This window comes from Providencia sp. PROV201, assembly GCF_028479545.1.
Lineage (GTDB): Bacteria > Pseudomonadota > Gammaproteobacteria > Enterobacterales > Enterobacteriaceae > Providencia > Providencia huaxiensis.
The window spans coordinates 41263-59377 of the sequence record NZ_JAMPNW010000010.1 but is presented as its reverse complement, the minus strand read 5'-3'; the positions used below and the strand labels follow the sequence as shown (position 1 = coordinate 59377).

Below are 18115 nucleotides of genomic sequence, written 5' to 3'. Positions count from 1 at the left end.
AACTGTTTTTTCTTTGTAGAGTAGATAAGCTAAACGCTAATAAAATGCTATCTTGCGATGTCAAACTGAGGCGAAATTAGTCTCAGTAAATTTCATTATCTTGTACCTAAATATTGGCCTAAGACAAAAAGATAGAAAGTAATTTGTCTATAATTTGAGATTAATAAGACATACATGACGAGATAGCTATTGGCTTAGCCAAAAAATTTTGAGGTGATTGTGCAGCTAACAAGTTTTACAGACTATGGATTACGTGCGTTGATCTATTTGGCATCTCTCCCTGAAGGGAAAATGACCAGTATCACAGAAGTCACTGAAGTTTATGGTGTCTCTCGTAACCATATGGTTAAAATTATTAATCAGCTCAGTCACTTAGGTTATATTAAAGCCACTCGAGGCAAAAATGGCGGGATCACACTTGGCCAACCAGCAGAATCTATTCGTATAGGGGATGTCGTTAGATCACTAGAACCCCTGACCCTTGTTAATTGTAGTGGTGAATTTTGCCACATTACACCTGCGTGTCGTTTAAAAGGTGTGCTACACCAAGCAATACAGCAGTTTTTACAAGAACTTGATCAATACACGCTGGCGGACATGGTGAAAGACAACAGCCCGCTCTATCAACTACTGCTTGATTAGCATTCGCGGTAGTTATGAATTCTGATGACAACGGAGGTAACGATGTCACAAGATCCTTTTCAGGAAAGAGAAGCAGAAAAATACGAGTCCCCAATTCCAAGTCGAGAATATATTCTTGACCTTATCTCGAAGCGTACTGCACCAGCCAATCGCGAAGAAATCGCACAATTATTGAATTTATCGACAGAAGATGAATTAGAGGCGTTGCGTCGTCGGTTAAGAGCCATGGAACGTGATGGTCAATTGGTTTTCACTCGTCGTAAGTGCTATGCATTACCGGAGCGTTTAGACTTATTAAAAGGAAAAGTCATTGGTCACCGTGATGGTTACGGCTTCCTGCGCGTTGATGGTAAAAAAGAAGATTACTATTTATCTCAAGACGAAATGAAACGCGCCCTGCATGGCGACGTTATTCTTGCGCAACCTTACGGACAAGATCGTAAGGGACGCACAGAGGTTCGGGTTGTTCGTGTGTTAGAACCACGTAATAACCAAATTGTTGGCCGTTATTTTATCGAATCGGGTATGGGCTTTGTCGTACCGGATGATAGCCGTTTAAGTTTTGATATTTTGATACCGAAAGATCGTGTTCTTGGCGCTCGCATGGGTAATGTGGTGGTGGTTGAATTAGTCACTCGTCCACAACGTCGCTCGCAAGCGGTGGGGAATATCATTGAAGTATTAGGCGAAACCATGGGAACAGGTATGGCGGTAGAAATCGCTTTACGTACTCATGAAATTCCACACTCATGGCCACCACAAGTTGAAAAACAAGTCGCTGACCTGAGCGAACACGTCCCTGAGTCTGCGAAAAAAGGGCGCGTGGATTTACGCGACTTACCGTTAGTCACCATTGACGGTGAAGATGCTCGCGACTTTGATGATGCAGTATACTGTGCACCGAAAAAAGGCGGGGGTTGGCGCTTATGGGTGGCAATTGCGGATGTAAGCTATTATGTTCGCCAGCAAACGGCTCTGGATACAGAAGCCCGTAGCCGTGGTAACTCGGTATATTTCCCATCTCAAGTCGTTCCTATGCTACCGGAAGTCCTATCGAACGGCCTGTGCTCACTTAACCCAGGTGTTGACCGCCTGTGTATGGTGTGTGAAATGACGGTGTCAGCATCCGGTAAGCTTTCTTCGTACAAGTTCTATGAAGCGGTTATGAGCTCTCATGCAAGGTTAACCTATACAAAAGTATGGAAAATCTTGGAAGGGGATGAAGAACTGCGTGAGCACTATAAAGCGTTAGTGCCGCATATTGAGCACTTGCATCAACTATATAAAGCACTTGATGCAGCACGTATTGAGCGCGGTGCAATTTCCTTCGAATCTGAAGAAGCGAAATTCATTTTTAACGCAGAACGCCGTATTGAAAGTATCGAACCTGTAGAGCGAAATGATGCACATAAATTGATTGAAGAATGCATGATTTTAGCTAACATTGCAGCCGCTCGGTTTGTTGAGAAAAATGAAGAGCCTGCGTTGTACCGTGTGCATGACCGTCCTAAAGAAGAAAGCGTGATGAATTTACGCTCTGTTTTCAGCGAATTAGGGTTGACTCTGCCGGGCGGAATGAAGCCAGAACCAAAAGATTATGCGCAAGTCATGAATGAAGTGGCTGAACGCCCTGATCATGAATTACTGCAAACCATGATTTTACGTTCAATGAAACAAGCGATTTATGATCCTGAAAACCGCGGTCACTTTGGTTTAGGTTTGAAATCATATGCCCACTTTACATCGCCAATTCGTCGTTACCCTGACCTGACGTTACACCGTGGAATAAAATATTTGTTGGCTAAAGAGCATGGCCATTCAGATAAGCGCTGGACAGAAACCGGTGGTTGGCATTCAGACATGGACAGCATGTTACAGCTGGGTGAGCACTGTTCAATGACTGAACGCCGTGCTGATGAAGCGACGCGTGATGTGGCGGACTGGCTGAAATGTGATTTTATGCAAGACCAAGTTGGCCAAACCTTCACAGGTTTAATTACCAGTGTGACTGGTTTTGGCTTCTTTGTGCGCCTTAATGATTTATTTATTGATGGTTTAGTGCATATTTCAACGTTAGATAATGACTATTACCGTTACGATGCAGTTGGTCAGCGTTTAATTGGTGAATCATCAGGTACGACTTACCGCCTTGGTGATGAAGTTGAAATTCGCGTTGAAGCGGTGCATATGGATGAGCGCACCATTGATTTCGCATTAATTTCAACCACCCGTAAAGCGAAAAACCCAGGCAAAACCGCTCGGGACAAAATGAAGCAAGAAGTGAAAAATGCGGCACGTCCAGCTCGTCGAAAAGCGGATGCGAGCAAAGATAAAAACTTTGAGCCTGATTCTGCATTTCGTCGTTCCGAGAAAAAAGGAAAAAAAGCCGAGGCTAAACCAGAGGCGAAAGGAAAAGGCAAAAAGCCTTCAGATAAAACGCGAAAAATTACAGCAAAATTAAAAGCTAAACGTGTTGCAAAAAAATCCCAAAAACAAGAGGGATAATGTTTTTGCTGTAGTTATTAACCATAGTTATTAACCAAAGTGGCGTTAATACGCCACTTTACTATTTATATTAATAAATAAGAAATTTATGAGCGAAATGATTTATGGCATTCACGCAGTGAAAGCCTTACTTGAGCGTTCACCGCAACGCATTAAAGAAGTCTATATTTTGAAAGGTCGTGAAGATCGCCGCTTAATGCCGCTGGTGCACGAAATTGAAGCACTAGGGGTTGTCGTTCAAGTGGCGAACCGCCAATGGATGGATAGCCAGACCGAAGGCGCAGTTCACCAAGGTATTATTGCGAAAGTACTACCTGGTAAACAGTATCAAGAAGGCGACTTGCCTGATTTATTGGAAAGTACACCATCGCCATTTTTATTGGTATTGGACGGTGTGACAGACCCACATAACTTAGGTGCGTGCTTACGTAGTGCTGATGCGGCAGGTGTTCATGCTGTGATTGTTCCTAAAGATAAATCTGCTCAGCTCAATGCAACCGCGAAAAAAGTGGCTTGTGGCGCGGCAGAAAATGTTCCTCTTATTCGTGTGACGAATCTGGCAAGGACATTGCGTTTGCTGCAAGAATATAATGTATGGATTGTGGGAACGGCAGGTGAAGCTGACCATAACCTATATCAAAGCAAACTAACGGGCCCGATAGCGCTAGTGATGGGGGCTGAAGGCGAAGGCATGCGCCGTTTAACGCGTGAACACTGTGATGAGTTAATCAGTATTCCTATGGCAGGCTCGGTGTCATCATTGAATGTGTCAGTGGCGACAGGGGTTTGTTTATTTGAAGCGGTGCGTCAACGCTTACCCGTTTCTGCAGAAAAATAATATTTAGTATAAACGACATCCATCTCTTGAGTTTTATCTCAGGGATGGGTATAGTTACGCGTCAATTTTTTAGCCGCACTCAATAAGTTCCTTGCCTCCGCGGGCCGCGGTTAACCCAGACAGGAGGCTAATAATCCGTAAGGAGCAACTACTAATGCGTCATTACGAAATCGTTTTTATGGTCCATCCTGACCAAAGCGAACAGGTTCCGGGCATGATCGAGCGTTACAGTGCTGTTATCACTAACGCACAAGGTCAGATTCACCGTCTGGAAGACTGGGGCCGCCGTCAACTGGCTTACCCAATCAATAAACTGCACAAAGCACACTATGTTCTTCTGAACGTAGAAGCACCGCAGGAAGCGATTGATGAGCTGGAAACTAACTTCCGCTTCAACGATGCCGTTATCCGCAGCATGGTTATGCGCTTAAAACACGCAGTAACAGAAGCTTCTCCAATGGTCAAAGCTAAAGACGAACGTCGTGGCCGTGACATGTCTGATGAATATCAGGATGAAGAAGTAGAAGAAACTGGGGATTCTGAAGAGTAATTGCGCAGGTGACCACTAATCGTTTGGTGCTGACAGGCACAGTCTGTAAAGCATTGATTCGAAAAGTGAGTCCGTCAGGCATTCCTCACTGCCAGTTTGTTTTAGAACATCGTTCACAACAACAGGAAGCGGGGTTGTCAAGGCAAGCATGGTGCAGAATGCCCATTATCGCCAGCGGACAAACCTTACAAGCTCATACTCACAGTATAACGGTCGGCAGTTGGATTACAGTAAGCGGTTTCATTAGTACCCATCAAGGGCGCAATGGGATCAGCAAGATAGTCCTCCATGCCGAGCAGATTGATTTGATAGATTCTGGAGACTAGCCATATGGCACGTTATTTCCGTCGTCGCAAGTTCTGCCGTTTCACAGCGGAAGGCGTTCAAGAGATCGACTATAAAGATATCGCAACGCTGAAAAACTACATCACTGAAAGTGGTAAAATTGTACCAAGCCGTATCACTGGTACTCGTGCAAAATATCAGCGTCAGCTCGCTCGTGCTATCAAGCGCGCTCGCTACCTGTCTCTGTTACCATATACTGATCGTCATCAGTAATTGGTACAGTCCATTAACGACTAATAGAGGATAAGGTAATGCAAGTTATTCTGCTTGATAAAGTAGCTAACCTAGGTAGCCTGGGTGATCAGGTTAACGTTAAATCGGGCTATGCTCGTAACTTCTTAGTTCCACAGGGCAAAGCTGTTCCTGCGACTAAGAAAAACATCGAATTCTTCGAAGCACGCCGCGCTGAACTGGAAGCTAAATTAGCTGACGTTCTGGCAGCAGCACAGGCTCGTGCAGCAGCTGTTACTGCTCTGGGTTCTGTAACTTTAGCTTCTAAAGCTGGTGACGAAGGTAAACTGTTCGGTTCAATCGGTACTCGTGACATCGCTGACGCAATCACTGCGGCTGGCGTTCAAGTTGCGAAAAGCGAAGTTCGCCTGCCAAACGGCGTTCTGCGTACTACTGGTGACCACGAAGTTCACTTCCAGTTACACAGCGATGTTTTCGCAGAGCTGAACGTTATCATCGTTGCTGAGTAATCAATAATGATGGTATGCACCACTGAGCGATCCGTGGTGCAATAAAAAACACCGGCTAAGTCCGGTGTTTTTTGCTTTCTGGTATTTAGTTTATTGATTTGCCAAGCATTGGTAGTCGAGTAATTCCCCCGCTGAACCTAAATTCAAATCCCATATACTAAAACGGTTTGCGAGCAACACCTTTGAACCGTCTTTCAGCTGCACCATCGCTAGGCCATAATTGCCCATTTCATCATGATGTTTTACAACGTATTCATTGAGTTGATTAAATGCATTATCGAATTTGGCAGGGGCTTTTTGGAGTTTTTTGGCTAAATAGTGATGGCCGACAAGTTCAGTTGATAACTTAGCCCAGTCGGTTGTGATCTCCGATGAAACTTGATTAAGTTGTTGACTAACTTCAGGTTTCAAACATGCGATATGAATATGCAGTTGGTCTTGGGAGCGGCCATATTGGGAATTCACTGCAACAGCGAGCAAATCATCAGAAATTGAGATTTTCGCTTGTGACGACACACTTTCTCTTTCTTGCCAGGCGATAGCAAAATAGTCTGGTGTATTTCGCTCAAGTAACCGTGCGGATTCAATACCTGTGATTTTATCGGTAGGAATGACTAAGTTATGCAATGGCCCTTTTTTATCTTTGAACAGCACATACTGTTGATCACTATCGATTTTTAGACAAGATAGGGCAGATTGCTGCAATGGAATACACTGCTCATTTACAATGTTCCAAAGTGCATTTGAATTGAGTTTAATCCATAAAACATAACCAATAATAGCCGCAAGTAATAATAAAACAGTACCTAAAAAAGCGTTAACCCATTTTTTTATTAGCATAATAATTTTCAGTTACCTAGCATTGTAGTGAAAGACAATATTTGTTATTTATTGCTAGGTAAAAATCAATACATATAGCGATGTTCCAGACAAAATTTTAGGGTAGCTCTGACACAAGCTACCCTAAAAGTACTACGGAGTCCGATAGTAACTGCCATCACTTAATCGCGCGAAACTATACGTTTTCCCATCAGATGCAGTTGTTTCTAATAATTGAATTTCACCTTTTTTATTCGCTTTTAGACGAATTTTTTGCCCTTGGCGCAAATTACTCAGTGGTTTTTCGGCACCTTCAACGCGAGCCATAATAAAAGCGTCATTGGCTTGTAAGTTATTATCGCGGAACAGTTGCGCAAGCGTTTTCCCTTTTTGTACTTGGTAGCTTTGCCATTCATTAGCTGAAGGGCGGGGAGTTTTGGGCTCTGGCGTATTCTCTGGTGAAGTCACCGTTGAAGGCGGCTCATTGGGCTCAGGCTCAATAGGCTCTGGGATAATTTCAGGCTCAGTAGGTAAAAGTGGGGAATTACCTTCAGGTGCCGGTACTGGCTCAGGTATTGGTGGTGTAACCGTAGGTTCAGGCATGACCTCAGGAGCTGTGGGTGGAGGAATGACAATAGGCTGGTTTTGGACAATATCGCTAGGGGACTTATCGCTAGCAGGCCAAAAGAAAGCGACCACAACAATTAGGGCGAGCAGTGCAATGCCATAGCGATGAAATTTTGAAAGTTTAAGCATCACTCCTCCTTGATGAGGCAATGAGTAAATTAGACTGTATTTATACGCATACTAGCACCCTTTTTAGACATTTTTAGCGTTTGACTGAATTTTTCAGAGAACACTGAATATATTTGTGGAGAATCAATCAGTTTTATTCTTTAGATCCATTGTTTGGGTTTACCCATAAGGATGGGGCTGCTATTCTTGGATTTTCTCAAAATCATATGGGTATTTTAATGGCAAACCAAAATTTCGATTCGGTAGAAGCTCAAGCGAGTTATGGCATAGGTCTACAAGTTGGGCAGCAATTATTAGAGTCAGGGCTAGAAGGTTTAGTGCCAAATGCAATTTTAGCAGGCCTCGTTGACGCTTTAGAAGGCAATATGCCATCGGTACCTGTTGAAACTCTGCACAAAGCATTGCGTGAAGTGCATGAGCGTGCCGACGCTGTTCGTGTATCCCGCCAAGCAGCATTAGCGGAAGAAGGCCAAAAATTCCTAGATGAAAACCAAAAACGTGATGGTGTTTCAACGACTGAGTCTGGCTTACAATTTTCAGTGATTAACCAAGGTGATGGTGCTATCCCATCTCGCTCAGACCGCGTACGTGTTCACTATACAGGGCGTTTAATTGATGGCTCTGTGTTTGATAGCTCAGTACAGCGTGGGCAGCCAGCAGAGTTTCCTGTAAGCGGCGTTATTCCAGGTTGGATTGAAGCATTGACCCTGATGCCAGTCGGCTCTAAATGGGAATTATATATCCCTCACCAATTAGCTTATGGTGAGCGTGGTGCAGGTGCATCAATCCCGCCATTCAGCACATTAGTATTTGAAGTTGAATTACTCGAAATTTTATAATTTCTGTTAGTTCAACTCACAGCTAAAAAGCTTCATTGTCTTTGGACTTTGGGGCTTTTTTTATGGCGTTAATTTCACACAATTGCTACTCTTGCTGTAAAGGGTCATCAGAGAGGTGAATAACATGCTACAGCAAATTTGCGAATTAGCTCAAGAAGCGGGTTATGCGGTTATGGAAACGTATAATGCGCAAGAACCTTTACAGGTTGAACACAAAAGTGATAATTCGCCTGTTACCGAGGCTGATATTGCCGCCCACAATGTGATCACAGCGGGTCTTGCTCGTATTGCCCCTGATATCCCCCAATTGTCCGAAGAAGACCCGCCAGAATGGCCAATTAGGCAGAATTGGCAACGTTATTGGTTGATTGACCCATTGGATGGAACGAAAGAATTTATTAATCGTAATGGGGATTTTACGGTTAATATTGCCCTTATCGAGAATGGTGTACCAACAATGGGGGTGGTATATGCCCCGGCCAAAGGGTTGTTGTATTACGCTGAAGGCAATCAGGCATGGAAGGAAGAAGGTGGTCATAAGCAACTTATTCATGTAAATGATGCTAAACCACCGGTTATTGTTATTAGCCGTTCCCATCAAGATAATGAATTAATGGATTATTTAAAACAAATGGGAGAACACACGACAGTAGAAATTGGTTCTTCACTCAAGTTTTGTTTAGTCGCAGAAGGAAAAGCGCAGCTTTATCCACGTTTTGGGCCTACAAATATTTGGGACACTGCGGCTGGGCATGCGATTGCGATTGCTGCAGGGGCAAAAGTTGTTGATTGGAATGGAAAAACGCTTGATTACACGCCTAGGGAGTCTTTTTTGAACCCTGGCTTTCGGGTGATTTTATTCTAAACCTCAATAAAGGTTGGGAAGTTATTTCCCAACCTAATTAGTCACTAATTATCTAGTTTTAGAACTTTAGCTGTCGCAGTACGAATATCTAAACAGGCTTTTGCATCTGTTTTTAAATCAATTCCATAGGTTGGAATGATATCTTTTAAGCGTGTTTCCCAGCCATCGGCCTTGAGTTGCTCATCAAAACAGGTTTTTAATACATTTAGTGCAATAAATGCCGCTGTCGATGCCCCCGGAGATGCTCCCATCAATACCGTAAATGATTTATCTGCACTGGTAATCAGTTCTGTACCAAACTCTAAAACCCCTTTTTTATCATGGTCAGGTTTAATAATTTGTACTCGTTGCCCTGCAACCACCTCTTTCCAATCTTCATGCTGTGCTTCTGGGTAGAATTGTTGCAACATGGCGAATTGGTGAGCAGAAGTTTGCAGCACTTGGCCTACTAAGTATTCAGCGAGTGACCAGTTATCTTTCGCCACCGCAAGCATTGGCTCAAGGTTATTCAATTTCACCGATTCAAACAGGTCTAAATAAGAGCCGTGTTTAAGGAATTTACTCGAAAAACCGGCATAAGGCCCGAATAAGAGAGAACGTTTACCCCCAATAATGCGCGTGTCTAAGTGTGGAACAGACATTGGTGGAGAGCCTTTGTCGGCTTTACCGTAAACTTTTGCATGGTGGCGAGAGGCAATTTCTTCGTTATCGCAACGCAGCCAGATCCCACTGACAGGGAACCCACCATACCCTTTTCCTTCAGGGATCCCCGATTTTTGTAGTAACTCGATCGCTCGACCGCCTGCACCCACGAACACAAACTTCGCGGAAGTGATCGTTTTTTCATGGGTCACAAGGTTTTTAACTTCAATATTCCATCTGCCATCGGTGGTTTTTTTAACATCAATGACTTCATGCTTATAATGGATTGAAAAGCCGGACTGTTCGCTTAATTGCGCGATTAATAAATGCGTTAGTGCGCCGTAATCAACATCAGCACCAGTATTAACACGGGTAACCGCAATCGCTTCTTTCGGGTCACGGCCTTCCATGATCAGTGGTGCCCATTCGTTGATCTGTTTTGGATCATCACTGTATTCCATGTTGTGGTAACAGTGGTGAGCAGACATCTGCTGGTAGCGCTGTTTTAAGAATTTTACATTGTCTTCACCCCAAACAAAGCTCATGTGTGGGCATGGGTGAATAAAGTCACGTGGATCTTTAATTTTTCCTTTAGTGACTAGGTAAGACCAGAGCTGACGAGAGAGATCGAATTCGGTATTAACTTCAAGCGCTTTACTGATATCCACCGTACCATCTGGATTTGGTGGCGTGTAGTTCATTTCACAGTTAGCAGCATGCCCTGTTCCCGCATTATTCCACGGGTGGGAACTTTCTTGAGCACAGTCGTTTAGCCTTTCAAAAACGGCGATCGTCAGTGACGGCTCAAGTTCTTTGAGAAATGTACCAAGTGTTGCACTCATGATCCCTGCGCCAATGAGGGCAATATCGACATTCTCAGCAATCGGTTTATTCATGATGGCCTCTATTTTTGTGTTGGAATGAAGCAAAGGTCGGTGCCTTCTTGGTAGACAACATAAGCACGACGCCAAGGCTCATCACCAATAAGCCGCCATTTATGGCCAGTTCCCGTATTATCTTGCGCAAGTAAAATATCACCTGGGTTGATGATAAATTTCGAGCCATCTTTGGTTTCGAATTCTAAAGTGCCTGAAAGGGTAATGACATAACGAGGGACGGGGTCTTGATGCCAATCAAAAGAGCCGCCAGAAACTGTTTCACGAAAGGTAAGCTCATTGACTGCAATGGTAGGGGTTTGGCTATCGCCTCCTGCTATATTATTAAGCTCAAGAGTGCCTTCTTCAAATAGAGAATTTCCATCTTCTCCTGTCCACATACGAACGCAGCGTATCATTTTATTTAGCTCCTTAATCACTGACTGTAATATATAACAATTATTTGATATTCATTGGATGCAAAAATAAGACTCTTAAAATGATGATAAATAAAATTAATATTATTTAAATTTAAGGTTTTTTAGTGAATAGGTCAAAGCGAAATATGTTTTATATTGGAATTATGGTTTTATTTTTTAATTAAAGAACAAAATAATAAAAGTTGATTATCTTTTTACGATTGTTTTTATTTTCATCGTTCGTTTAATGATTGATAAAAAATAGGAAAGCTCATTCTGATTTTATTTTATCATTATGAGCTATAAGAGTTGGATTAGCTTTTTAGAATAGCGTTTAGGGCAAGGTACTGGATCAACATGATGGTTTTGCCATCAACAATTTCTCCCGTTTTTATCGCATCAATGGCTTTAGGGAAAGGCCACTCTAATACTTCAATATCTTCCCCTTCTTCTTTCAGCCCACCGCCTGCATTTTGACGATGATTATCACTGTATTCAGCGATGTAAAAGTGGAGTTTTTCGGTGACTGAGCCAGGGCTCATAAAGGCTTCAAAGACTTTCTGAATTTTATCGACTTTAAAACCCGTTTCTTCTTCTGCTTCAGCAATAATTCGAGCTTCGGGTGAGGCGTTTTCGAGTAAGCCAGCAGCGGCTTCAATCAGAAAATCAGAATAGCCATTCACATAGACTGGCATGCGAAATTGACGAATTAAAATAATGCTATTCTTTATTTTGTTATATAACAAAATAACGGCGCCATTGCCTCTATCGTAGACTTCGCGCTCTTGTTGTTGCCAACTACCATCTCGACGCTGTAACTCATAAGTATATTTTTTTAAAATATACCAATTATCTGAAAGTAGTTTCTCTTGAATATTACGTATTTTAGGGCGTTTTACAGTCATTAAGCAGCCTTAGTAAACAAAAATGATTTTGTTAATTTAGCACTGTTAATTTTTGTATGAAATAGGATTTAGATGGGACCTACTTTAAAGTAGGTCCCGTTGTAAACGTTGTGAATTATTTAATAATTTGGATTTGCTTAACTTCGACTTCTCTTGAATTCCAGTCTTTATCAATTTTACCGCGAATTTCAACTTTATCTTTTGGTGTTACATTTACACCGTTCCAACGCTTTTCGCTGATTTCTAAATTAATAGTGCCAGTACCATCGGTGAATTCATAATGTTTATGGTCGAGTTGTTTGACGATATTCCCACGTAAAATAACCCAGCTGTCATCTGACATATCAAGCGCTTTCGCAACTGTCATTTCCCCACTATTTGGGCCGATGAAACCACCCGCTTGAGAGGTTTGAGTTGTTGTATTTGTGACTGCGCCTGGGCCGTCAAAACCACCATTTGCAGCGAAAACAGGTGCACTTGCGAGTGCAGCGACTAAAGCGATTACAGGTAATTTTTTCATCATCAATATCTCCAAATGGACATGAATTTGTTTGTATGGAGGGTATTAAACCAAGTAAATCTTAACAAGATCTTAAGAAACTTAACTAACGAATTATATTTTTAATTTTATTAATAATAGCTAGTCATCTTAAGGCTGATAGGATAAATATAATAATATTCTGATGTGGGGGATATTATGCGAATTCTTTTAGTTGAAGATGACAGGCTAATTGGTGATGGTTTAAAAGTGGGTTTAACGCAACTAGGGTTTACGGTTGACTGGTTTATGGATGGTAAACAAGGACAGCTGGCTTTATTTGATGCACCTTATGATGCTGTTGTACTCGATCTTTCGTTACCTAATATTGATGGCATGGATATTTTAAAACATTGGCGCAAAGAAGGACGCGATGAGCCTGTCTTGATTTTGACGGCGCGTGATGCATTAGATCAACGTGTTCAAGGGCTTCAACAAGGGGCTGATGATTATCTGTGTAAACCTTTCGCTTTAATGGAAGTCATGGCGCGTTTGCAAGCGTTGATCCGCCGCCGAAGTGGGCAACTGTCTTCTAAACTCACACATGGTGATGTCGAAATGGATCCGGTTGCAATGACGGTGACACAGCAAGGTGAGCCTGTACAACTAAAGGGGAAAGAGTTTGCCTTACTCTCTTTATTTATGCATAACCCAAATAAAGTTTTTTCTCGTCCTTTAATTGAAGAAAAATTATATAACTGGGATGAAGAGGTTTCTAGTAACTCGGTTGAGGTACATATCCACCATTTACGACGCAAATTAGGTAATAAATTTATTCGAACTATTCATGGTGTAGGCTATCGATTAGGTGATGATAAATGATGAAGACATTTAGTCTTAGGCTGAAACTCACGTTAATGCTGCTCCTGTTAGCGTTGCTGACATGGGGGATCGCAAGTTCGCTAGCATGGTATCAAAGCTATAAAACGATTAATGAACTGTTTGATACCCAGCAAATGGCGTTTGCTAAACGGTTATCAGTTTTACCATCCGACTTTGAATTGAGCCGGCCTTCACTGACTAAAACCAAAAAATTATTACGAAAGAACCGTGGCCATCAGGATGACGATGCACTGGCATTTGCTATCTTTACACCCGATGGCAAAATGGTTTTAAACGACGGTGATAACGGTAGAGATATTGTCTATCGATTTAAACGAGAAGGTTTTACGGATGGGATGATCCAAGGAAGTGACGACCCTTGGCGTTTTGTATGGCTAAAATCTCAAGATGGTCAATACGTTATCGCGGTAGGGCAGGAGTGGGAATACCGGCAAGAAATGGCAACCGATATTATGGTGGCACAATTTATGCCTTGGTTGATTGCTTTGCCAATCATGTTATTACTATTTTTATGGCTACTGACACGCGCTTTACGCCCATTGAAGGACGTAGCAAAGCAGTTGTATCACCGAAAACCCGATGAAATAACTCCAGTGCAAGTGGCGCGTATTCCCAGTGAAGTCAGACCTATTATTGACTCCATGAATGTGTTGTTTGGTCGTATTAATGAAATGTTTGCCCGTGAACGACAATTTACCTCCGATGCGGCTCATGAACTACGTAGTCCACTTGCAGCATTAAGGGTGCAGGCGGAAGTGGTACAAATTGCGGGGAATAATGCCGATATCCGTAACCATGCAGTAGCGAATTTATCGGAAGGTATTGATAGGGCGACAAGGCTTGTTGACCAACTACTGATGTTGTCTCGGTTAGAATCATCCACTCAACTTGATGATATTACAGTTGTATCTTGGCCTGCATTAATTGAATCGGCGATAAAAGATGTGGAACCTGAAGCGCAAGAGCAGCAAACAACCCTAATAAACACTCGAGTTGCTAGCCCCCCTGATTTTCAAGGCCAACCATTACTACTCAATGCGTTACTGAGAAATTTACTCAATAATGCTATACGTTATGGGAAAAAAGCTGGGCGAGTGGAGATTATTTTGTATGCTGATCACCTTGAAATTCAAGATGATGGTGATGGTGTGACACCTGAGGTTTTACAGCGGCTAGGTGAGCGTTTTTATCGTCCTCCGGGGCAAGAGAAGACAGGGAGTGGCTTAGGGCTCTCCATTGTTAAGCGGGTTGCACAATTACATCATTTGCAGGTGATTTTTACTCATGGCGCTAATGGCGGTTTTTGTGCCAAGGTCTATTGGAATGAAACTAAAACGTGATAATGAGCACATTAGTCATGATTGTTTATTAAAATAATAATCATAATTATGCATATTTAATGTAAGGGCATTTTAGCATAACTCACTATTTTGGGCTCAAGGGCGATAGGCTGAATTGTAGGTGTAGTGTGCGAAATTACGCACACTACATATACGCACACTACATATACGCGCACTACATAGTAGTAAAAGTTTGATAGTAGTAAAAGTTTGCCCTTATTAGTTTAGCGATGACATTAACAAACTAATGACTTTTTGAATTTCTTGGGTATTTAATTCACCATCTTTGAAGAACAACACTTTCCCTTGATTATCCAATACGATGATTGCCGAGCTTTCTGGTTTCAAGCCCCATGCGTTCTTTACTGTCCCCTCACTATCAACAATAAATTGTGAGTAAGGAAACTCTTTTTTGCTATCTTCAACGCTATTTTTAACAAAGACACCAGTACCAAAAATTGCATCATCGGTATTAATGATTGTCGTTGTCTGATAGGTATTATGAGGGAATTTGGCTTGCTTGATAGCTTCAACTAAGGGGGCATTGAGCTCTTTTGCTGAAGAGCGGCCTGCAATGTGCTGGATAGTACGCACCTTTCCAACGAGTTGTTGGCTTTTCCACGGTTGATAATCCAACTTCCCTTCATTATTCATCACAAGCTCACCTTTATCGGTGACGGAAATAGCAGGAACAGATTGGTTTAATTGAATATTTGCTGCAGAAGCTACTGCTGATACCCCAAGCAAGCATATTAAAAGTAAATAATTTCTTATCATAAAAGCTCCTTGATTGATGATTTTGCCATGTGAGCCTAGTGGTTTGTTGGATGACTACTATTTATAGCATAGCTCATCGGATGAGTTACAAGGGGTAATTTAACATTTTTTTAAAATTTAGAATAAAAGCAAAGTTTATGGGGTTTTAACAGTTAATTTACAGTGTCATGTTATGTCAGTAAATTGAATAAAACTGCAATTTTAGAACCAAAGTGAAAATTTCTGGTCTATGATTATTGAACGGTATGAGTTATTGAATATCGTAAGAACAAAGGGGAGGCAAAGTTCTAATGAAAATTTTTAACCGTTATAACCCATCGAAGATTGCTCTTTACGTCAAAACGCTATTCCGTGGCAGGCTCTATATTAAGGATTTTGGGGCATTTGAGTTTAATTATGGGAAAATTCTACCACCTAAAATCAGTGATAAGCGCCATTACAATGTGATGAGTGAGGTCAATAAACAGGTTTCATTATTGCAGGCAGAACTGGGGTAGGTTAATCAAGAAGGTTTTGGTTAACAACGCGCCACACGGGTGGCGTATTGAAAGAAACGGCTTCGCTATCAAGCACTAATGTTCAGTACCTTTTGTTTGTTGTTTTGCGTCAGCCGTTTCAATAGTATTTTTTCCGGGCTGTACAACCACTGGTGATGGCACCGTAGTAAGGCGAGTTACGAGTAGTTGGTCTATTTTGTAATTATCGATATCGACAACTTCAAATTTATAGCCCGCATATTTCACATAATCTGTGCGCTTTGGCATTCTTCTTAACCGGTACATCATAAACCCTGCGATGGTTTCATAGTTGCTAAAGTCAGGGAAATCATCAATATCCAAAATGCGCATCACATCTTCGATTGGCGTTCCGCCTTCAACTAACCAAGAATTCTCATCACGGACCACGATTTGCTCTTCTTGCCCTGGGCCAATTAAATCACCCATTAAAGTGATCATTACATCATTGATGGTAATGATACCCATGACCAATGCATATTCGTTGAGAATAACAGCAAAATCGACCGCATTTGCTTTAAAGGCTTCTAAGGTATCTGATAGTGATAGGGTGTCAGGGATCATTAGCGTATTTCTAATGTGAGCGCCTTCTTTTAAGCTTAAACTTTGCCCATTGAGTACACGGTTAAGTAATTCTTTTGAATCAACATAACCGATAATATGGTCAATATCCCCTGCACAGACCAAGAACTTAGAATGTGGCTGAGTTGAAATTTTATGTTTGATGCTTTCTTCTGACTCGTCTTTGTCAAAATAAATGATACTTTCACGCGGAGTCATCGCTGATGGCACAGTACGTGATTCTAGCTCGAAGACATTCTCAATTAATTCATGTTCTTGTTTACGTAACACACCCGCAACCGCCCCTGCTTCAACCACCGCAAAGATATCATCAGAAGTAATGTCTTCATTACGTGACGTAGGTAATTTGAATAATTTAAAAAACAGGTTCGCAAGGCCATTAAAAAACCAGACTAATGGACCCAGTATCACTAAACAGAAGCGCATCGGATTCACGATACGAATAGCAATGGCTTCAGGTTTTACCATACCGATACGTTTTGGTGTTAAATCAGCCACTAAAATAAACAAACTTGTCACAATGGTGAATGACAGGATTGATGAAACTTGTTGAGCCCAGCTAGGGGATAAAAACTGAATAAAGATATCGTACAGAGCCGGGGAGAAAGCCGATTCCCCCACAATACCTGCAAGGATAGCAACGGCATTTAAACCAATTTGAACGACGGTAAAAAACATTCCCGGCATTTCTTGTAATTTAAGCACGCGAGCCGCGTTAATGTTGCCTTCATCGGCCATGAGCTTAAGTTTAATACGGCGGGAAGCCGCCAGAGAAATTTCTGACAAAGAAAAGAATGCGCTGATTGCGCATAATAATAGAACAATTAATAAACTGTTGAGCATAAGTTATCCAGCCAATCAAAGGAAGAACCCATAAAATTCAAAAATCTCTGAAGGCATAGTCTCGCGTATTTAAATATATTGAGTATGCAAATATATGTTGCGCAATATGCGCAAATTGTTGATATGTTGCATGAGTATAGCACTGAGGTGATTTATCTGCCTAGATATTCATCGTCATTCAAGCTGCTTTAAGTCATATTGGAAAGCAACTTGAATGGTTGGGAAGATGAACTCACTGTATTAAGTTATTGATTTATTTGTTTAACGAAGGCGGTAAACAGATACCAATCCCTCCTAATCCACAATATCCATTCGGGTTTTTGTATAAGTACTGCTGGTGGTAATCTTCTGCGAAATAAAACGTGTCTAAAGGCGCTATTTCGGTCGTGATTGCACGAGAGTCATGCTGCGCTTTCATTGCATTTTGGTAAGCTTGCAGTGTTTCCATTGCTTGCTGGTCTTGCTCATCTGACACAGTATAAATGGCGGAGCGATATTGGCTTCCCATGTCATTCCCTTGGCGCATGCCTTGTGCAGGGTCATGGTTTTCCCAAAATAATGTCAATAGTTGAGAGTAACTGATAATTTGTGGGTCAAAAACAACACGAACCGCTTCTGCGTGGCCAGTGCGTCCTGAGCAAACCTCTTCGTAGGTTGGGTTAGGGGTCACACCACCACAATACCCAGCAGAAGTTGAATAAACCCCAGCTTGCTGCCAAAATAGTCGTTCAACTCCCCAAAAACAGCCCATGGCAAAATAAGCAATTTCCATATTCTTAGGAATAATCTCAATCGAATGATGGTTAAGCGCATGATATGGTGAGTAAGTCATAGCAGTTGCTCTGCCGGGCAGAGGTTGTGCAATACTTGCAGAGTGAAATTTATTAAAAGGCATAATGATTCCTATATGTATTGACCACACAAATAATCTAAAAATAGGGATAAAAACTTGTGTCTATGGCGAATTTTACTCAAA

At 41.8% G+C, this 18115-nt stretch carries 21 protein-coding genes; 12 read left to right on the top strand and 9 right to left on the bottom strand.

The window, feature by feature from the left end; translation table 11 throughout:
• The first annotated feature begins 219 nt into the window (after window positions 1-219).
• The 7 genes from nsrR to rplI all read left to right on the top strand — a co-directional run bounded on the left by nsrR (window position 220) and on the right by rplI (window position 5581).
• Window positions 220-642, top strand: a complete 423-nt coding sequence (gene nsrR / locus PR809_RS10270) for a nitric oxide-sensing transcriptional repressor NsrR (protein ID WP_125890703.1) — start codon at window positions 220-222, stop codon at window positions 640-642.
• A 42-nt stretch (window positions 643-684) separates the two neighbouring features.
• Window positions 685-3147, top strand: a complete 2463-nt coding sequence (rnr, locus tag PR809_RS10265) for a ribonuclease R (RefSeq protein ID WP_102138241.1) — start codon at window positions 685-687, stop codon at window positions 3145-3147.
• Between the two features lie 88 nt (window positions 3148-3235).
• On the top strand, window positions 3236-3985 hold the full coding sequence (gene rlmB, locus PR809_RS10260; protein ID WP_102138240.1) for a 23S rRNA (guanosine(2251)-2'-O)-methyltransferase RlmB: 750 nt from the start codon (window positions 3236-3238) through the stop codon (window positions 3983-3985).
• Between the two features lie 154 nt (window positions 3986-4139).
• Window positions 4140-4535 carry a 30S ribosomal protein S6 gene (rpsF, locus tag PR809_RS10255; RefSeq protein WP_004905988.1) on the top strand — a complete coding sequence of 132 codons (396 nt, stop codon included), beginning with the start codon at window positions 4140-4142 and terminating at the stop codon, window positions 4533-4535.
• 8 nt (window positions 4536-4543) lie between these two features.
• A complete protein-coding gene (gene priB, locus PR809_RS10250; protein WP_102138239.1) occupies window positions 4544-4861 on the top strand; it encodes a primosomal replication protein N in 318 nt (105 codons plus the stop codon).
• A 4-nt stretch (window positions 4862-4865) separates the two neighbouring features.
• Window positions 4866-5093 (top strand): 30S ribosomal protein S18, encoded by a 228-nt coding sequence (rpsR, locus tag PR809_RS10245; protein WP_000135199.1) that lies wholly within the window; start codon window positions 4866-4868, stop codon window positions 5091-5093.
• 38 nt (window positions 5094-5131) lie between these two features.
• A complete protein-coding gene (gene rplI, locus PR809_RS10240) occupies window positions 5132-5581 on the top strand; it encodes a 50S ribosomal protein L9 (protein WP_102138238.1) in 450 nt (149 codons plus the stop codon).
• Window positions 5582-5671: 90 nt separating this feature from the next.
• On the opposite strand, the gene PR809_RS10235 is transcribed toward rplI, so the two are convergent.
• Both PR809_RS10235 and PR809_RS10230 read right to left on the bottom strand, forming a co-directional pair.
• The gene (locus PR809_RS10235) at window positions 5672-6421 is read right to left on the bottom strand and encodes a CDP-diacylglycerol diphosphatase (protein ID WP_206276166.1); all 750 of its coding nucleotides are present in this window, start codon (window positions 6419-6421) and stop codon (window positions 5672-5674) included.
• Between the two features lie 132 nt (window positions 6422-6553).
• Window positions 6554-7156 (bottom strand): LysM-like peptidoglycan-binding domain-containing protein, encoded by a 603-nt coding sequence (locus PR809_RS10230; RefSeq protein ID WP_166263978.1) that lies wholly within the window; start codon window positions 7154-7156, stop codon window positions 6554-6556.
• 218 nt (window positions 7157-7374) lie between these two features.
• Here PR809_RS10230 and PR809_RS10225 point away from each other — a divergent pair, with 218 nt between their 5' ends.
• Window positions 7375-7995: a peptidylprolyl isomerase gene (locus PR809_RS10225; protein ID WP_004907421.1), complete on the top strand. Its 621-nt coding sequence runs from the start codon at window positions 7375-7377 to the stop codon at window positions 7993-7995.
• Between the two features lie 124 nt (window positions 7996-8119).
• Entirely contained in the window at window positions 8120-8860 is a 741-nt protein-coding gene (cysQ, locus tag PR809_RS10220) for a 3'(2'),5'-bisphosphate nucleotidase CysQ (protein ID WP_102138235.1), read from the top strand.
• A gap of 44 nt (window positions 8861-8904) precedes the next feature.
• Here cysQ and mqo read toward each other — a convergent pair whose 3' ends face one another.
• From mqo to PR809_RS10200, 4 genes are all read right to left on the bottom strand, one after another.
• Window positions 8905-10398, bottom strand: coding sequence for a malate dehydrogenase (quinone) (mqo, locus tag PR809_RS10215; protein ID WP_102138234.1), 1494 nt, complete (start codon window positions 10396-10398; stop codon window positions 8905-8907).
• An 8-nt stretch (window positions 10399-10406) separates the two neighbouring features.
• On the bottom strand, window positions 10407-10796 hold the full coding sequence (locus PR809_RS10210) for a cupin domain-containing protein (RefSeq protein WP_166263980.1): 390 nt from the start codon (window positions 10794-10796) through the stop codon (window positions 10407-10409).
• A gap of 314 nt (window positions 10797-11110) precedes the next feature.
• Entirely contained in the window at window positions 11111-11701 is a 591-nt protein-coding gene (gene nudK / locus PR809_RS10205) for a GDP-mannose pyrophosphatase NudK (protein ID WP_102138232.1), read from the bottom strand.
• A 115-nt stretch (window positions 11702-11816) separates the two neighbouring features.
• Entirely contained in the window at window positions 11817-12221 is a 405-nt protein-coding gene (locus PR809_RS10200) for a YgiW/YdeI family stress tolerance OB fold protein (RefSeq protein WP_102138268.1), read from the bottom strand.
• A 177-nt stretch (window positions 12222-12398) separates the two neighbouring features.
• On the opposite strand from PR809_RS10200, the gene qseB reads away from it, so the two are divergent.
• On the top strand, window positions 12399-13061 hold the full coding sequence (qseB, locus tag PR809_RS10195) for a quorum sensing response regulator transcription factor QseB (RefSeq protein WP_206276819.1): 663 nt from the start codon (window positions 12399-12401) through the stop codon (window positions 13059-13061).
• Window positions 13061-14422, top strand: a complete 1362-nt coding sequence (qseC, locus tag PR809_RS10190) for a quorum sensing histidine kinase QseC (RefSeq protein WP_206276821.1) — start codon at window positions 13061-13063, stop codon at window positions 14420-14422. Before qseB ends, qseC begins: the two co-directional genes overlap by 1 nt.
• 219 nt (window positions 14423-14641) lie before the next feature.
• Here the strand turns inward: qseC and PR809_RS10185 are convergent, their stop codons facing one another.
• Window positions 14642-15199: a YtfJ family protein gene (locus tag PR809_RS10185; protein ID WP_166263986.1), complete on the bottom strand. Its 558-nt coding sequence runs from the start codon at window positions 15197-15199 to the stop codon at window positions 14642-14644.
• Between the two features lie 290 nt (window positions 15200-15489).
• Between PR809_RS10185 and PR809_RS10180 the strand changes: the two genes are divergently transcribed.
• Window positions 15490-15696, top strand: a complete 207-nt coding sequence (locus PR809_RS10180) for a DUF1107 domain-containing protein (RefSeq protein ID WP_004905964.1) — start codon at window positions 15490-15492, stop codon at window positions 15694-15696.
• Window positions 15697-15771: 75 nt separating this feature from the next.
• On the opposite strand, the gene PR809_RS10175 is transcribed toward PR809_RS10180, so the two are convergent.
• On the bottom strand, window positions 15772-17139 hold the full coding sequence (locus PR809_RS10175) for a hemolysin family protein (protein ID WP_272524521.1): 1368 nt from the start codon (window positions 17137-17139) through the stop codon (window positions 15772-15774).
• A gap of 253 nt (window positions 17140-17392) precedes the next feature.
• The gene (gene msrA, locus PR809_RS10170; protein WP_195697868.1) at window positions 17393-18034 is read right to left on the bottom strand and encodes a peptide-methionine (S)-S-oxide reductase MsrA; all 642 of its coding nucleotides are present in this window, start codon (window positions 18032-18034) and stop codon (window positions 17393-17395) included.
• Between the last annotated feature and the right edge of the window lie 81 nt (window positions 18035-18115).

What these genes read in the sequence shown, in the direction of transcription:
- rpsF (WP_004905988.1), top strand. Translation starts at nt 4,140, where the DNA reads ATGCGTCATTACGAAATCGTTTTTATGGTCCATCCTGACCAAAGCGAA.
- PR809_RS10230 (WP_166263978.1), bottom strand. Translation starts at nt 7,156, where the DNA reads ATGCTTAAACTTTCAAAATTTCATCGCTATGGCATTGCACTGCTCGCC.
- msrA (WP_195697868.1), bottom strand. Translation starts at nt 18,034, where the DNA reads ATGCCTTTTAATAAATTTCACTCTGCAAGTATTGCACAACCTCTGCCC.
- qseC (WP_206276821.1), top strand. Translation starts at nt 13,061, where the DNA reads ATGAAGACATTTAGTCTTAGGCTGAAACTCACGTTAATGCTGCTCCTG.
- PR809_RS10185 (WP_166263986.1), bottom strand. Translation starts at nt 15,199, where the DNA reads ATGATAAGAAATTATTTACTTTTAATATGCTTGCTTGGGGTATCAGCA.
- PR809_RS10235 (WP_206276166.1), bottom strand. Translation starts at nt 6,421, where the DNA reads ATGCTAATAAAAAAATGGGTTAACGCTTTTTTAGGTACTGTTTTATTA.
- nudK (WP_102138232.1), bottom strand. Translation starts at nt 11,701, where the DNA reads ATGACTGTAAAACGCCCTAAAATACGTAATATTCAAGAGAAACTACTT.
- qseB (WP_206276819.1), top strand. Translation starts at nt 12,399, where the DNA reads ATGCGAATTCTTTTAGTTGAAGATGACAGGCTAATTGGTGATGGTTTA.
- PR809_RS10225 (WP_004907421.1), top strand. Translation starts at nt 7,375, where the DNA reads ATGGCAAACCAAAATTTCGATTCGGTAGAAGCTCAAGCGAGTTATGGC.
- mqo (WP_102138234.1), bottom strand. Translation starts at nt 10,398, where the DNA reads ATGAATAAACCGATTGCTGAGAATGTCGATATTGCCCTCATTGGCGCA.
- rplI (WP_102138238.1), top strand. Translation starts at nt 5,132, where the DNA reads ATGCAAGTTATTCTGCTTGATAAAGTAGCTAACCTAGGTAGCCTGGGT.
- rpsR (WP_000135199.1), top strand. Translation starts at nt 4,866, where the DNA reads ATGGCACGTTATTTCCGTCGTCGCAAGTTCTGCCGTTTCACAGCGGAA.
- rlmB (WP_102138240.1), top strand. Translation starts at nt 3,236, where the DNA reads ATGAGCGAAATGATTTATGGCATTCACGCAGTGAAAGCCTTACTTGAG.
- PR809_RS10210 (WP_166263980.1), bottom strand. Translation starts at nt 10,796, where the DNA reads ATGATACGCTGCGTTCGTATGTGGACAGGAGAAGATGGAAATTCTCTA.
- PR809_RS10180 (WP_004905964.1), top strand. Translation starts at nt 15,490, where the DNA reads ATGAAAATTTTTAACCGTTATAACCCATCGAAGATTGCTCTTTACGTC.
- rnr (WP_102138241.1), top strand. Translation starts at nt 685, where the DNA reads ATGTCACAAGATCCTTTTCAGGAAAGAGAAGCAGAAAAATACGAGTCC.
- PR809_RS10175 (WP_272524521.1), bottom strand. Translation starts at nt 17,139, where the DNA reads ATGCTCAACAGTTTATTAATTGTTCTATTATTATGCGCAATCAGCGCA.
- PR809_RS10200 (WP_102138268.1), bottom strand. Translation starts at nt 12,221, where the DNA reads ATGAAAAAATTACCTGTAATCGCTTTAGTCGCTGCACTCGCAAGTGCA.
- cysQ (WP_102138235.1), top strand. Translation starts at nt 8,120, where the DNA reads ATGCTACAGCAAATTTGCGAATTAGCTCAAGAAGCGGGTTATGCGGTT.